Source organism: Finegoldia sp. (genome assembly GCF_046991905.1).
Classification (GTDB): domain Bacteria; phylum Bacillota; class Clostridia; order Tissierellales; family Peptoniphilaceae; genus Finegoldia.
Genome location: NZ_JBKWZF010000002.1, coordinates 15,285 through 32,091 on the forward strand (window position 1 = coordinate 15,285; position 16,807 = coordinate 32,091).

At 33.5% G+C, this 16,807-nt stretch carries 12 protein-coding genes; 11 read left to right on the forward strand and 1 reads right to left on the reverse strand.

The genetic code is table 11. The annotated features are described in order from the left end of the window. Positions 1 to 17 precede the first annotated feature (17 nt). From ACLUJM_RS01240 to sdaAA, 10 genes are all read left to right on the forward strand, one after another. Positions 18 to 713 carry a LytR/AlgR family response regulator transcription factor gene (locus ACLUJM_RS01240; RefSeq protein ID WP_412411943.1) on the forward strand — a complete coding sequence of 232 codons (696 nt, stop codon included), beginning with the start codon at positions 18 to 20 and terminating at the stop codon, positions 711 to 713. A gap of 7 nt (positions 714 to 720) precedes the next feature. Further along, positions 721 to 1,386 (forward strand): sensor histidine kinase, encoded by a 666-nt coding sequence (locus ACLUJM_RS01245; protein ID WP_094208094.1) that lies wholly within the window; start codon positions 721 to 723, stop codon positions 1,384 to 1,386. Between the two features lie 79 nt (positions 1,387 to 1,465). Next, entirely contained in the window at positions 1,466 to 3,268 is a 1,803-nt protein-coding gene (locus tag ACLUJM_RS01250; protein ID WP_412411944.1) for an ABC transporter ATP-binding protein, read from the forward strand. Continuing rightward, entirely contained in the window at positions 3,252 to 3,935 is a 684-nt protein-coding gene (locus tag ACLUJM_RS01255; RefSeq protein WP_412411945.1) for a hypothetical protein, read from the forward strand. The genes ACLUJM_RS01250 and ACLUJM_RS01255 overlap by 17 nt, the downstream gene beginning before the upstream one ends. A gap of 14 nt (positions 3,936 to 3,949) precedes the next feature. Next, positions 3,950 to 5,086: an ABC transporter ATP-binding protein gene (locus ACLUJM_RS01260; RefSeq protein ID WP_412411947.1), complete on the forward strand. Its 1,137-nt coding sequence runs from the start codon at positions 3,950 to 3,952 to the stop codon at positions 5,084 to 5,086. Between the two features lie 53 nt (positions 5,087 to 5,139). Beyond that, positions 5,140 to 7,170 carry a cell wall-binding repeat-containing protein gene (locus ACLUJM_RS01265; RefSeq protein ID WP_412411949.1) on the forward strand — a complete coding sequence of 677 codons (2,031 nt, stop codon included), beginning with the start codon at positions 5,140 to 5,142 and terminating at the stop codon, positions 7,168 to 7,170. 184 nt (positions 7,171 to 7,354) lie between these two features. Then, entirely contained in the window at positions 7,355 to 7,876 is a 522-nt protein-coding gene (locus tag ACLUJM_RS01270) for a cell wall-binding repeat-containing protein (protein ID WP_412411950.1), read from the forward strand. Continuing rightward, positions 7,873 to 8,346 (forward strand): CAP domain-containing protein, encoded by a 474-nt coding sequence (locus ACLUJM_RS01275; RefSeq protein ID WP_412411951.1) that lies wholly within the window; start codon positions 7,873 to 7,875, stop codon positions 8,344 to 8,346. The genes ACLUJM_RS01270 and ACLUJM_RS01275 overlap by 4 nt, the downstream gene beginning before the upstream one ends. A 117-nt stretch (positions 8,347 to 8,463) precedes the next feature. Then, positions 8,464 to 9,126: an L-serine ammonia-lyase, iron-sulfur-dependent subunit beta gene (sdaAB, locus tag ACLUJM_RS01280; protein ID WP_294685365.1), complete on the forward strand. Its 663-nt coding sequence runs from the start codon at positions 8,464 to 8,466 to the stop codon at positions 9,124 to 9,126. Between the two features lie 9 nt (positions 9,127 to 9,135). Further along, the gene (sdaAA, locus tag ACLUJM_RS01285; protein ID WP_412411952.1) at positions 9,136 to 10,035 is read left to right on the forward strand and encodes an L-serine ammonia-lyase, iron-sulfur-dependent, subunit alpha; all 900 of its coding nucleotides are present in this window, start codon (positions 9,136 to 9,138) and stop codon (positions 10,033 to 10,035) included. A gap of 51 nt (positions 10,036 to 10,086) precedes the next feature. Here sdaAA and ACLUJM_RS01290 read toward each other — a convergent pair whose 3' ends face one another. Further along, positions 10,087 to 10,638, reverse strand: coding sequence for an ECF transporter S component (locus ACLUJM_RS01290; protein WP_412411953.1), 552 nt, complete (start codon positions 10,636 to 10,638; stop codon positions 10,087 to 10,089). Between the two features lie 152 nt (positions 10,639 to 10,790). On the opposite strand from ACLUJM_RS01290, the gene ACLUJM_RS01295 reads away from it, so the two are divergent. Beyond that, positions 10,791 to 16,697, forward strand: a complete 5,907-nt coding sequence (locus ACLUJM_RS01295) for a cell wall-binding repeat-containing protein (protein ID WP_412411954.1) — start codon at positions 10,791 to 10,793, stop codon at positions 16,695 to 16,697. The last annotated feature ends 110 nt before the right edge of the window (positions 16,698 to 16,807 follow it).

Here is a 16,807-nt window from a genome sequence, read left to right on the forward strand (position 1 = left end):
TAATACAGAGGTGTGTTATGAATATTGCAATCGTAGATGACGAAGAAAATATAAGAAATTTGTATAAGAAATACTGTGAAGAATGGGCAGATATCAACAAAATCGATTTGAAGACTGAACTTTTTACATCTGGTGAGAATTTTATATTCAATTACGATGAAAATGATTATATAGATATTTTATTATTGGATGTTGAGATGAAAAAAATTAATGGCGTGGAATTATCCAAGAGAATTCGTGAGAAAAATTCCGATATTCAGATTATTTTCATCAGTGGTTATCCAGAGTATATCGGATACGGATATGATGTTAATGCTTTGAATTTTTTGATTAAGCCTATAAAAAAGGAGAAACTTTTCGAACTTTTGGACAAGGCGACTAATCAAATGAACAACAAGGAAAAGTTCATTATAGTCAAGAACGACGGGATTAATACGAAGATTTCGTTGAAGGATATCTTCAGTTGTATTTCGGACAAAAATTACGTGGATATTTTCGCACAAAATAAAAGTTACAGAATTAGGATGACGTTGACACAACTATTGGATATGCTGGATGACAGATTTTTTAAGGTGAGTCGTTCGGAGATTATTAATATTGAAAAAATCGCAGAAACAAAGAAGGATTATGTTTTGTTGGAGGATGATAGCAAATTTTTGTTGTCAAATGCGAAGTTCAACGAGCTTAACAGAAAAATTATTGAGTTTTATTAGGTGAGATATGAGATTTTTGAGTAAAATTAGGATTTTGTTTTCTAAAAAAGATATTTTTGAATATCAACAGCAACTGTTGAACACTCATTACCAAGAAGTGGAGAATATGTACCGTGATATCAGAAAATTTCGCCACAATTACAGAAATCACTTGCAAACTTTGCGCTCTTTTGTGGCTGAAAATGATATGGAATCTATCAAGAACTACTTGGATAATTTGGATGAGAATTTGCATTCAATAGCACCTGTGATTAGAACAGGAAATAGGATGGCGGATGCTATTTTGAATTCCAAGATAACTATGGCGACTAATGAAAATATAAAATGCATTGCCGACTGCAAGATTTCAAATATTTTGGATACAAAAGATATCGATTTGGCGACGATTATAGGGAATTTGTTCGACAATGCGATTGAATCGGTGAGAAATTTGCCAGAAGAGGATAGATTTATCAGGATTTATATGGATATGAAGGGCAATAAATTGTACATTTCATTTACTAACAAGACAAGTAGCAAAAAACAGGAGAAGTTTGGCAGAATTTTCAAGTCGACAAAGGGCGAGAACAGAGGTCTAGGACTTATCAGTGTCGACGAAATCGTTGACAAATACGACGGTTACATCAACAGAAATTCAGAGGACAATGCTTTTACGACGGAGATTTTGATATAGTCATCCCTGTTTTTGATATGCTTATCCCTAAAACGAAAATACGATAGTATTTCGGTTAAGATATTATTGGGAGGTAATTATGAAGAAAAATTATTCTACAAATGATAATATTAAATTTATGTTCAATCTTGCGTGGAACAACCAAAAAAGTTTGATTTTCATGCTGATAATTATGGCTATCACAACTGCTGGAATTGATATTTTACAGTTGTACTTTACTCCACAAATTATCAAAATGGTTGAAAGCTCACAAGATTTCAGAACGATTATGCTTACAGTTGTCGTGTTTGCGGTCTTGATTTTCGTCTGTTCAGCGACAAAAGAGTCGTTGGATTTGAGGATCTTGCCAAAGAAAATCTACATTCGAACTTTGATGTTAAATCAATGTATTGAAAAATTCTTGTCGATGGATTATGAGATGATTTTGGACAAAAATGTTTTGGATTTATCCGAAAAAGCGAACGTAAACTTAGAAGGAAATGATCAAGCTACAGAACACATCTGGATTACGATGAAAGACGTTTTGTATTTACTAATCAGCACAAGTGTGTATTTGATTTTACTTGCAAGGCTTCCTATTTTCATAATTTTGGTGTCGATTATCGCTAGTTTGATTAGTTTTCTGTATTCCAAAAAATTTAAACAATGGAAGTACGATAACAGGAAAACTCAGGCTAAATTTGAGAAGGAATTCAACTACATTTATTCAGTGAGCAGTCAAGAATACTCAAAAGATATCAGAATGTTTGGCCTAGGAAATTGGCTGGACGATATATACGACAGCGTTTTTGTGTTGTACGATGATTTCTTGAACAAGATGGGTAACAAAATGTTGATGGCAGATTTCTTGGATTGCATGTTCAACCTTTTGAGAAATTCCGTTACATATTATTATTTGATAAATTTTGCAGTAAATGGCAAGATCGATGCCAGTATGTTCTTGTTGGCTTTTTCTGCACAAACAAAATTCGGATACGATGTTCAAAGATTGTTCAATTTTCTGAGTGTGCTTTTTATGGAAGCAAAGGACATCGCAACTGTAAGAGAGTTTGTGGATTTGGAAGAAAAGTTCAAAAAGGATGGAGGAATCGAATTAAATCCTGACGAGGATATTACGATAAAATTCGAAAATGTGGGATATAAATATCCTGGTAGTGACGAATATGTTTTGAAGAATGTGAACTTTCAAGTCAACCCACAAGAAAAGGTCGCTGTAGTTGGGCTCAATGGATCGGGGAAAACTACGTTGATTAAACTTTTGATAGGATTTTTGGATCCAACAGAGGGTCGTGTGCTTGTCAATGGGATTGATTTGAGAGAACTCAACAGAAGAAAATATTACGAGATTTTCTCTGCGGTGTTCCAAGATTATTCGATATTGCCAGAAACTATTTACATGAATGTAACTCAATCAAAATCTACAGATGATGTGGAAGGCGTGGAAGAAGTGTTGAAATTGGCAGGACTTTACGATAAGGTTAAGGAATTTCCAAATGGTGTATTCAACACGATTGAAAAATATATCTACCAAGATTCACCAGTTTTATCAGGTGGAGAAACTCAAAAACTACTTCTTGCAAGAGCTTTGTACAAGAATTCGAAGTTTTTGATATTGGATGAGCCGACAGCAGCGCTTGACCCATTAGCAGAAAGAGATTTGTACAACAAATACAATGAACTAACGAAAAACCACACATCGATTTTTATTTCTCATAGAATGGCTTCGACGAGATTTTGCGATTACATTTTGCTGATTGGAAATAAGGGGATTGAAGAACGTGGAACTCACGAAGAATTGATGGAAAAAGGCGGAACGTACAAGTATTTGTTCGACACTCAAGCGAAATATTACAGGGAGGACTACAATGCAAAAGAATCTTAAATTATTCAAAGATACTTGGAGTGTTTTGTGGAAAAATTACAAAAAACTTATCATCAACTACACTCTTAACTGTTTATTCTCAGCAGTTTTCCCGTTAATTAGTATTTACGCATCTGCTAGAATGATAGATGGAATTGTCAACAAGATGCCTGTACAATTTGTAGGTAAATGGGCAGTAATTGCGTTGTTGTCAGTGTTCTTCGTTCAAATTATTCTAGCTTTGACGAATAAAATCCAAAACACGTACAATGACAAGAAATACGAGATATTTTTCCACATTTTATCCGAAAAATACAATGAATTGGATTACAAACAATCCCAAGACACAGAAATTATTGGAGAAAAATCGAATATAGAACAAAACATAAACTTCGGTGAATTCGGAATTATAAGAGTTCTTTACGCATACGATATGATATTGGAGTCTTTATTGGCGATGATAGGTAGTTTGGTGTTGTCGTATCAATTTCTCATTACAAGCTGGAATGCACCAGAAAGTTTTTCGTTTCTGAATAGCGTCTGGATAAATGTTTTGTTGATTGCAGTGGTTGTATTTTTATCGTGGATTTCACAGAAAATTAACGCAAAACAATTTGAAATTTGGCATAAAATAAATGAAGAAGGAAAATTTGGAAATCGAGTGTTCTCATTTTATTTTTTAGGATGAGAGATCAATATAGAATGCTTGATACTAGAATGTATCGTCAATATAACATTGCATCTAATATGCTTAATGAATGTGGGATTTTCAATCCTGGTGGAGTTTTCGACAGAATTATGTCCACAGAAGGTGTCACATACAAAATACTCAGCGAATTTTTCTCGAAATTACAAGTTTTGTTGATTTATCTTGTCGTAGTATCCAAATCATTGCTCGGAGCTATTTCAATAGGAATGCTCAGTCAATATTTGGGAAGTTTGATAAATTTTACGAGCAATTTGTCGAAATTCTTGGAAGGAGTTGCATTGTACAAAGGAAACACTCCGTACGCAGAACTTACGATGGATTATTTGCATAAAAAATCGGAGTTTTACAATGGAAGTTTGACTACGGAAAAAAGATCCGACAAAAAATACGAAGTTGAATTCAAAAATGTCAGCTTCAAATATCCTGGAACTGATAATTGGATATTGAAAAATATCAATTTGAAATTTGACCTTGGCAAAAAATTGGCGATTGTAGGGCAAAACGGTTGTGGAAAGACTACTTTTGTGAAGATATTGATTAGATTTTACGATGTTACTGAAGGGGAAATCTTGCTGAATGGAATTAACATCAAAAAATACAGATACGATGAGTATTTGAAAATATTCTCAGTTGTATTCCAAGATTTTAATTTGTTCGCATATCCATTGGCACAAAATGTCGCTTCGGGAATGGATTACGACGAAGAAAAAGTAGTTCAATCGCTCAAAGATGTCGGAATGTACGATGATGTTCGAAAATGGGACAAGGGAATCCAAACTTATCTGTACAAAGATATTGACGAAAATGGAATCAGCGTTTCCAAAGGTCAAGAACAAAAAATCGCCATTGCAAGAGCGTTGTACCAAGACAGTCCGTTCTTGATATTGGATGAACCGACTGCGAGCCTTGACCCTATAAGTGAAGCTGAAATTTACGAGAAATTGGGCGAAATAATCAAAGACAGAACTGCGATTTTTATCTCACATAGGTTATCTAGTTGCAAATTCTCCGACAAAATTATCGTGTTCGACAAAGGGAAAATTGCTGAAACTGGAGATCACGACAGCTTAATAAGCAAGAACGGAATGTACAAAAAATTGTGGGATGCACAGGCGGAATTTTATGTATAAAAAATGATTTTATTTCCTCAATATGTGGTATAATTTTTATTGAGGAGGAAGGTATGAATAAAAAGAAATTATTGATAGCTTTTTTACTAGCATTTTCCATGACTACAGGAATTAGTTATGCGGAAGAAGAAAACATTATTTCACCTAAAGTTGAAGTAAATGACACACAACTAAATCCTGAAAATAGCACAAAACAAGAGGAAAATTCTATAGAAAAGTCTAATCAAAAAGAAAACCAAAAAGAAGAACAACCACAAGAGGAAAAAGAACAACACAAGGAAGTTCTTACGGACAAAAATGTAGCTGAAAGAGTCGAAGGACATGACAGATTTGAATCTGCAAATAAGATTCACGATGAGTTTTTCGACAAGGCAGAAGAAGTTGTACTTACATCCAGCGATGTTTTCGCAGATGCTATAAGCTCTGGCAACATCACTGATGGCAAAATGCCTATTTTGTACACAGAAGGTTCATCTTTAAACGCAAAAACTAAAAAACAACTTCAAGACAGAAAAATCAAAAAAGTTCACATCATTGGTGGCGAAAAGACTATCAGCAAAGATGTTGAAGAAATTTTGAAAAAAATGGGAATCGAAGTTGAAAGAATCGATGGACACGACAGATACGCTGTTAACGCAAAATTAGCCAAGAACAAGAAGGACGCTGATACATTAGTATTTGCAAGTGGAGAAAATTATGCAGATAGTTTGAGTTCTGTTGGCCTTGCAAACAAAACAAAATCTCCAATCCTTTTGGTTCAAAAAAACACACTACCTACATCTATCAAAGAGTATTTATCATCAATTGATAAGACAAAGATTTTAAAAAGCTATATCGTAGGTGGAACTAACAGCATTAGCGATTCTGTAAAAGCAGAAATCGACAGCATTCTTAACTTAAAATCTACAATAATTGCAGGTCACGACAGATACAAAACAAGCGTTGAAGTATCTAAGATTGCTTATCCAAACGCTAAGAAGGCAATATTTACTACAGGAGAAGTGTATGCAGATGCATTAGCAGCAGCTCCAGTTAGCCAAAAAATCGACGCTCCAATTGTTTTAGTTCCAAAAGATAATATCCAATTGGAAAAAGAAGCAAACTCTTCTAACAAAACTCAAACTCATGAAAACTACTTGAAAGGTTTAAATGTAGAAGAAAAATCATACGTATTTGGTGGCGAAAAATCTATCTCAGATGATTGCTACACAAATATTAAGAATGCTTTATTAAAGAAAGATTTAATCAAGGTTTATAATATTGACAGAAAGCTATTCAAATTAAAAGATTACGTTGTTAACAACAAAGCTGTTTCTTTGTTAGCTGAAATGAAAGATCAAGCGAAAAAAGTTATCGATGTTGCAGTTAATAAGATTTTGAAGGTTGTTAAAATCGAAGATAAATGGGTTAATTTATCATTCAACGGAATTAGCGGATGGGTAAGACCAGAAGGATTCAAATACTACAATCCAAAAGATTTTGCTCCAGTTCACATTACAGTTCCAAATATCATGAACCAAATTACACCAAAATCTCAACGTGGCATTAAACAAAAAGCAGCGCCAATAGGTTGTGAACCAACAGCAATGTATCACGCATTGCAAGCAAAAGGTTATGCATTGAAATACACTTACAATGAATTTTTGAATCAACTTCCAATGAACACTAACAATAACAACACTGGTTTTTCAAAGAATCCTTACGTTTGGGACGAATATTACCACACAAAAGTTATGGCAACATATATGAATCCAGAACCAATGACTAAATTTGCGAATAGATTTGCAAATGGCAAGGCAGAAAATATTTCTGGTTCAAGCATGAGAGATATAGTTGCAGAACTTCAAAACGGTAACACAATTATGTATTATGGAACTTTGAGATGGGAAAAACCAAGATGGTCTACAAATGTTTACGGAAAGAGATTTTTCGCAAATAACCACGGAATTTGTATCAATGGATACAATGCACAAACAAACAGATTTACATTTGCAGATCCATGGTATTCATACGAAATTACAAAATCATATCAAAAATTAGCAGAAAACTACTTGTCAAGACAAATGGCAGTAGTAGTTAGATAACAAAAGATGGTCTCTTTTACAGGGACCATTTTTATTTGCTTTTTTACTGAAATATTTTTATGTAAATGATACTATTTTAGTAGGATAAAAAGATTAAAAAAGATTTCACAATAATATAATTACAAATATAATAATGGAATCTAATAAAAGAGATACAGTATTAATAATTAAAGGAGAAAATTTCATGAAAAAGAAGAAAATTTTGGGATTGATGCTAACTGGAATTATTTTAGCAAACGTTATGCCACAAGTGTCATTGGCAGCTAATGATTACAATGTGAAAAGAATTCAAGGTAAGAACAGATACGAAACTTCTCTTGAAGTAATGAAACGCATGAATAAAACTGAAAAAGCTGTTCTAGCTGATGGAAGAAATTATCCAGACGCATTGTCCGCAGCTCCTCTTGCAGTTAAGAAATCTACAGGAATTTTATTGTCAGATGATACTGCAATTGACAACATAAAAGCATATACAGACAAAAGTTCTATCAAAGAAATTAATATCGTAGGTGGAGAAAATTCTGTATCTAAAATTCAACTTCAAAAATTAACGGGTGAATACAAACCAGAAAAGAAACCTGAAAAGAAACCAGAAAAAAAGAACCAAAAAATACTGAAAATAAAACAGCAAAAAACACAGATTTGTCTAACTTTAACATCAACACACCTTTGTCACAAAGAGAAAAAGAGCTTGCTAACTTGGTGAATGAATACAGAAAATCAAAGGGATTGAAACCTCTTAAGATTTCAAAATCATTGACTTTTGTAGCAAGAACTCACAACAATGACCAAAACCTATACTATAACGAAAATTGGAAGGACAAAAGAGGATTGCCAGCAAATCTTCATAGCTGGTCAAACAAAGGGAAATGGACTCCAGTAATGTACACTTCAGATCATAAATACGCAGAAGGAATGTGGAATAAACCATCAGAACTTACGGATTTTAAAGTTGATGGATTTGAAATTTCAGCAGAAGGATATTTCGAAGCGGATGAAAGTGCAGAATTTGCATTAAAAATGTGGAAAGAATCTGAAGGACACAACGCTGTACTTACAGGACAAGGAAATTGGAATAGCTTATCTGTAATGGGAGTATCCATTAATGGAGATCATGCAGATATTTGGTTTGCAGATGAAACTAACGATCCGGCAGGATTTTTCAAACTAAAATAAAATGTGGGAGAGGCAACTAGCCTCTCTTATTTTTTTTGAGAAAATTTAAACGAAATTTCCTTTATTCACTTAGTTTGTTATGATATAATTGTTAAGGAAATTAATGAGGGGGTTTTTATGGGAGAATATAATATTTTTGATATTTTGGGACCTGTAATGATTGGACCATCTAGTTCTCATACTGCAGGTGCTTGTAGAATAGCTAAGACTGCTCTTATGATCGCTGGAAATGAGTTCATAAAAGTTGAGTTTGATCTTCACGGATCATTTGCAAAAACTTATAAGGGTCACGGTACTGACAGAGCTTTATTAGCTGGAGTGTTGGGAATTGAACCAGACGATATTAGACTTAGGGATTCATTTGCAATCGCAGATCAAAGAGGAATTGATTATGTGTTCAGAGAAGCTGACTTGGGGGATGTTCATCCAAACACTGCAAAAATAACATTTACATACAAAGATGGAACAACTATGTACATTGTCGGCTCATCAATCGGTGGTGGGAATATTGAAATCATCGATATCAATGGAATAGCTGTTCAATTTACAGGAAGTTATCCTACAATTTTATTGAAATACGTGGATGTGAGAGGAATTATTGCCGATATTTCGTCTGAACTTGCCAGAAATGGCTACAACATCGAAGGAATGAAGACGTTGAAAAACGACGGAATTGTTACTTTGATTATTGAATTGGATAAAAATATTGGCGAGGATTTGACAGAACATTTGTTAAAAGATAAGAGATTTCTTTTCACAAAATATATTCAACGAAATTAAGGAGAGTTTATGTTTGATACATCATTAGAAATAATTAATACTGTTAAAAAAGAAAACAGACCTTTTTACGATTATGTTATAGAAATAGAAAACGAAAGAACTGGCAAATCTGAAGAATTTATCAGAAGTGAATTGTCACACATGTTAGATGTTATGGAAAAATCTGCGACAGATTTCTTGGAAACACCTTCAGTGACTAACCAAAAAATGATTGACGGATTTGCACATAAAATGCACGTGTATGCACACGAAAATGAACCTATTGTCGGAGAATTTAACGCAGAAGCTATGGCGATGGCTTTTTCTACGTTAGAAATCAGTGCGGCGATGGGAAAAATCGTAGCATCACCTACAGCTGGATCAGCTGGGATTTTGCCAGCAGCTCTTATGAGTTTTAAACAAAGATACAATCATTCAAGAGAAGAACTTATCAATGCGATGTTAATCGCAATTGGAGTTGGACAATTGTTGGGAAAATACGCTACATTTTCAGGTGCAGACGGAGGTTGCCAAGCAGAAACAGGTTCTGCAGCAGCGATGGCAGCTGGAGCAATGATATTTTTGAGAGGTGGATCTATTGAGCAAATATTCCACGGAGCATCATTTGCAATTTTGCACGTATTGGGACTTGTATGTGACCCAATCGCAGGACTTGTAGAATATCCTTGTACATTTAGAAATGCAATGGGAGTTACAAATGCTATGATAAGTGCTGACATGGCATTGGCAGGCGTTACAAGTATAGTTCCATTCGAAGAAGTGTGCCAAGCGATGAGAAAAGTCGGCAAAACTCTTCCACCATCATTGAGAGAAACAGGAATGGGTGGAGTTGCAGGAACAAAAACTGGTCAAGATATCAGAAGAAGATTTTTGGGTTCATGTAATATCAGCGATGACGACGAAGATTAAGACAAAAAATTATCCACAAGATTTTAAATCTTGTGGATTTTTTTAATTGAATTATTTATTTTTGTTAACACTTTTTGCAATCAAAATCGCCAACACGAATGATAGAGCGATTTCAAAAGGCATATTCGTAGCGACAATCCCTCCAAGAAAATATTGCGCTTTGATATGCATAACGCTTTCGATTTGTTTTGAGTGGCACACAAAAGCCATTCCCAAAACTCCCACAGTGTTCATAACAGTTCCACAAATAGCTGGAATGCCGTAGCGAATCACATCGTTTTTATCCTTTAGTTTATTGTAAACTTGGTAAGTTACAACTGGGATTAAAACTCTTGGAAGCACGGAAACCAATGGATTGTAGAACATGAATGAAAGAATTGTCGGCGTAATAATATTATTTACTAATGAAAACAAACCGAACAATAATCCCACAAACAAACTCACCCATGGCCCTGCAACCAAAGCTGCAATAATAGTTGGAATATGTAATGTAGTCACTCTAACTGGGCCAATAGGAATCATACCCAAAGGAGTAAGTCCAAGCACAATAGTCAATGCGCCGAATACTCCGATTTTTGTCAAATCTTTAGTAGTTATTTTCATTTTTCCCTCCTGTAAATCATTGATAGTATTATACCACTTAATCAGAAAAAATTAAAAGAATATTCTATATATAGAAAATTTCAATAAGTAATTGCTGGTAAATATTAATTTCTCAATATATAATGAAATATAGATTTAATTTAGGAGGTAATATGAAGAAATTTTTAGGAGTTCTTCTGACGGCGAGCATGGTCATGAGCTCATTAACACCAGTTCTCGCACAAGAACAAAACAAAATCAATGTTGACAGAATTGCGGAGGCTGATCGATATGAAACATCAGCAAAAATCAGCCAACAAACTTTCCCAAATCACATCAAAACTATCGTGCTTGCAAGTGGGGAAAATTTTGCAGACAGTTTGGTAGCAGGAAGCTTAGCGAATAAGAAAAACGCACCTGTACTACTTACAAAAAGAGACAACCTACCAAAAGTTATTAAAGATGAAATCACAAGACTTAGTCCAGAAGAAGTAATCATAGTAGGTGGCGAAAAATCAGTAAATGTTAAAGGGTTAAAAAATGTTAAAAGATTAGCAGGAGCTAACAGATATGAAACATCTGTCCAAGTGTACAAATACTTAAATCCTAATGGAAAAGTTGCGCTTGCAAGCGGATTGAACTTCGTAGATGCATTGTGTGCAACACCACTTTCCACAAAGGAAAATTTGCCAATTATTTTGACAGATGGACACAATTTGCCAAAAGGAATCACAAAAGACAAAGTGGCATTAATCTATGGTGGAGAAAAATCTGTTAATATAAAAGGATTAGAAAATGTTAAAAGATTAGCAGGAGCTGACAGATACGAAACAGCTTTGATAATCGCAAAAGAATTTGGAAGCTTAGACAAGTTTGTCTTGGCAGACGGAAGAAACTATCCTGATGCATTATCTGTAAGTCCATGGGCGCATAAAAACGATGAGCCAATTCTACTAACAGAACCAAATCGTGCAGACTTTATCAGAAAAATAGTAAAAGAAAACAACACAAAACAAATCACAGTAGTAGGCGGAGAACAATCAGTAACTCCAAAACACGTTGAAAAAATAGTTGAAGGATCAATAATTCAAGAAAAACCAGAAGAAAAGCCAGAAGAAAAACCGACACCTGATATTCCATCAACTCCTGAAAAACCAGAAGAAAAACCAGGAGACAAACCAGGTGACAAACCAGAAGACAAACCAGGTGACAAACCAGAAGAAAAACCGGGTGACAAACCAGGTGACAAACCAGAAGGAAAACCGGGTGACAAACCAGAAGGAAAACCGGGTGACAAACCGGAAGAAAAACCAGAAGAAAAACCAGAAGGAAAACCGGGTGACAAACCAGGTGACAAACCAGAAGAAAAACCAGAAGACAAAGCAAAAGAAAAAGCGCTAAAAGAAGCAAAAGAAAAAGCCGTTGAAGAATTAAAAAACAATGGAATAACCTCACCAGTATACATTGACCAAATCAACAAAGCCAAAACAATAGAAGGAGTCAATGCATTAAAAGATGAAATCATCAAAGCACACAAAAAACCAGAAGAAAAACCAGAAGAAAAGCCTGAAGAAAAAATCGTGGAATTTGGTGATGCAAAATTAAAAGAAAAACTTCTAAACTTTTTCAAAGACTACAATGGAAAAGATATAGTTGACGAAGATATGAATGAATATAACTTCGAACTTATCGACAAAAACTACAGAATTGATCCAAATGCTACAGAATTGACAGTAAAAGACATGGAACAACTTCAATCTTTTGGTCATAGATCATATGATAAAAATTATAATGTAGTAGAGTTTAATAGCATTAAAGGTATGGAAGCTGCGAAAAACTTGGAAACACTTACAATTAGTGGAAACCCAGAAGATTCTTCTAAGTCATTCAAGGATTTAACACCATTAAAGAATCTTAAAAAATTAAAATTGTTGAGATTATCACACAATGCAATTAAAGATTTAACTCCATTAAAAGATTTATCTGGATTGGAAAAATTATACATTTCTCACAATCAAATTGAAGATGTATCAATTCTTAATAATTTGAAAAATCTGAAAGCCTTAGATATTTCAGTAAATAAAGTTAGTGATATATCAGAATTAAAAGATTTAACAAAAGTTGAAAATCTTGATATGAGAAATAATAAAATTTCTGATATTTCTGTTACTAAAAATTACAAGAACTTAAATTGGTTAATGGCTAATAATAATCAAATAAAAGATATATCATCATTGAAAAGCAACACAGAATTGAATTATTTGAACTTGGAAAATAACCAAATAGAAGATGCGTCCGCAATTACAGATTTATCAAAATTACAATCGTTGAATCTAAATAATAATAAAATTACCAAAATAGATGTATCTAAACTTACTAATTTAACAGAACTATACATTTCTCAAAACGGACTAGAATCTATAGATTCTATTTCTAAGTTAATGAAATTAAATGATGTAAACTTGTCGGAAAATAAACTTACATCAGTAGAAGCCTTGAAAGATTTAACGGAATTGGGAATGTTAAATTTATCTAGCAATCAAATAAAAGATATAGCACCAATCAAAAATTTAGCAAAATTGTACAATTTGGATGTACATTCCAATCCTATTAAGGACATTTCAGTAGCAAAAGATTTGAAAGAATTAGGAAATGTAAATGTAAGTGAAACACAAATCACTGAACTAACACCACTTTCTTCTGATGCAATATATACATTAGAAGCTGACAAATTATCTACAACAGTATCAAATGTTAAATTAACTGGTAACATTATAGAATTTGACAATCCATTCAAAGGATTTGACAAAGTATTCAAAAAATTCAAAGATATTAAAACTGACAATCCTAAAGTAAAAGCAGAAGTCACTAAAGACAACAAAATCAAACTTACTTTGGAAGACAAGAATACATTAAAAGACATCGAAGGTTTGAAATTAGAATACACATTCGACAGTAAGTCTTTCTCTGACCCAGTGTACACTTATAATATTGAACTAAGTAATTTGAAAAACACTGCAAAGCCAACCCCTGAAACACCTATTGAAGAAAAAATAGCAATGATTCAAGACATTACAAGTGGCAAACTTTCAGCAAAAGATGCTATTGCTAAGATTAGAGTTGCAGGTCAAATCAACAACATTCCAAGCGACAAATTCATCGTAAAATTGGTGGACGAAGAAGGAAAAGAAACTTATCCTGAAATTGAAGTTACAGGTGAAGCATCAAAAGCTTTAAGATTTATCAATATTAAAGTTCCAGAAAATACTTCTGATAAGGAAAAAACATATTCAGTTTATGTTTCATCAACTGGATCTAAAACTGATTTTGCACCTGTAACTGCAAAAATCACACAAGATAAAGCTTCAGGAACACAAGAAGTTGAAAAAACTTACAAGATTAATTCAAGCAACAAGGATATCATAATAACTGTAAATGGCGAAGAAAAAACAGTAGCTAAAAAGGGTGATACTGTCGTAGTGAAAGCAAAGTTTGGAAAAGAAATCACTATGTTTTATGTAAGTGGATCGAATGAAGAAGGATATCCAATGAAGGTCAACTTCAAACAAGTCGGAGATTCTTACCAATTCACAATGCCAGAAAGTGATTGTACATTGAATATCGAAACAAAGGACAAGGAAGTTTTAAAAGAAAATATACAAATGTTAAAACTAACAACTCCAAAAAAAGTATCCAAAGATTCATCCACTGCTACAGTTCAAGTAATGGGTGATTTGAGTGGTATTGCCAATGACAAATTCGTAGTAAAACTTGTTGATAACGATGGAAATGAATCATTCCCTAAAGTAAATGTATCTGGAGATGTAGACAAGACTAAGAGAACTGTTTCTTTTGAAATTCAAAAAAACACGACAACAAAAGAAAAAGAATATACTGTTTACGTATCATCCACAGGATCTAAAACTGATTTTGCAAGTGCAACTGTAAAAATCACACAAGAAAAATCAGATACAGAAGAACAAATTCCAGAAGGAATAATGAATGTGGTATTAGGGACTACAGAACCATTGGAACCAGCTGGTGGAAAAGTTGTTCTAAAAGTAATGGGTAGTTTTAAAAATGTTTCCGATGACAAATTCGTAGTCAAATTGCTTGATGATAAAGGAAACGAAACTTTCCCACAAATTACAGTTAGTGGAAATGGTGCAAGGAGAACTTTGGAATTTGAAGCACCTAAGAATGAAGAAGCAACAGAAAAAACTTACAAAATTTATGCCACTTCAACTGGATCTCATACTAAATTCTACGAAAAATCAGTTGAAATAAAACAAAATGCATCTGAAAACACAAAATCAACTATTGAAAAAATCAATGTTCTTACACCAATACTAAAAAATGCGGAAAAGTTAAAAGCTAATATAATTGGTGAGAATGTAAATCCGGATAATTTGACGGTTTCATTCTACAGATTTGAAAGCGGAAAATTTGTAAAAGATACATCTATAAGACCAACATTTGAAAATTCAGGTAATTTCGTACAAATTGTTGCGGATAGCATAGCCTTGATAAAAGGAAATGAAGAAGATGTATACAAAATCTTGGTAAGAGATAATACAGACATTTCCAAATCCTACGAAGCATATTTTAGAGTAAAATACACTGAAGACAAAGCCGTATATACTCAAATTATGCCAAGTTATGTACATGCAGCAAAGGATGGAAAGATAATTGAAGTTGGATTTGACGAAGAAATCGAAGAAATATTTAATGAAAGTGTAAAATTAGGAACAAGCATCGATAAAAATGCTGATGGAAATTACGAAAGATTGACAAATGGAGATACGGTTGAATTGTCAGACAAAAAATTCGTAATTACACTTGAAAAGCCACTAGATGTAGAACGTCTAGGTACGCAAAAAGCGAAAATCAAAATAAATCAAGGTGTATTTAGAAGTAAAGGTACTGAAAACTTGAACTCAGATGTCGACTATTTTATAAATATCGGAAAGCCAATTGTTCGTCAAGCCACTATCGAAGGCAACGATGTAATCACTAATAAGAATAGAAAAGTGACTATCAAAGTTAATGGATTGAATTTATCTGAAAACGCAAAAGTAAAAGCAGTAATGCAAACAAAACTTGCAACAGAAGACACTGCAGTTGCTAGAAAAGGAAAACAACCAGAAGTTCAAGGAACAATTTCTGGAACTGACAATGAACAAACTATAACATTTGAACTTCCAGAAAATAAAACAGATAGAACTGTATCCTACGAAATTTTGTACAAACCAGAAATGAATGGTAAATTCGAAAAATTACCTGGAAATAATCCAAAATCCAGAGCAAATGCTATAGTTGTTTCATTATTAGCTGATGGTGTAGATGAAAATGCTGCTACACTTGCATTTATGAAAATTCAAACTTATGGAGCAACTTCTACAGAAGCTGGAAAAATTCCTGATATAACTTACGGAGTGACACCGACAATTCAAGAATCTAAGAAGACATTTATTCACGTTTACGGAACTAACTTGGAAGCGAAGAAAACAAGAGTGAGAATCTTCGATGAAAGAGGAGTTGAATGGTACATCGTAAACCAACCATCATTAGGAGCGGCAGCATTTAAAATGGTAGTTCCTGCATTGATTGGAATTGATGGAGAAGGAAATTATCAAACAATGGAAATAATTGGGCCAGGTAACTTGATTGGAGATCACACATTCACATACAAAGTTGCAGTAGATAGCAAAAACTACGATGATAATGTTACAGTTTCAGTTACAATTCCAGCAAGCGGCAAAACAGATTCAGGAAAATTTGATTTGGAAAAACAAGAAACTACATTGAAATTAAATTACGTCGATGAAGACGGCAAACAAATTAAAGAATCTACAACAAAAAGATCATACAGTTTCTTTGGAGAATGTGCAGCAGGAATATATCCGGATTTTATCGAACATTATCAACCTATCAAAATTGTTCGTAAATCAGATGGAAATGAAATAAATTTACCAGGCGGCGTAGACTATACAGACTACAGAAATCTTCAAACGTTATTAGGAGTAGACCCAATTGGCGATAATCCTGAATATACTATAGTTTACAACAAAACTAAATAAAACTTCGCAAAAACCTCCTTACCTAAGGAGGCTTTTGCTTTGTAAAATATTTGCAAAAAGGGCTTTAAATTAGTCAACGATAAATGGATATGATATAATATTTTATATAT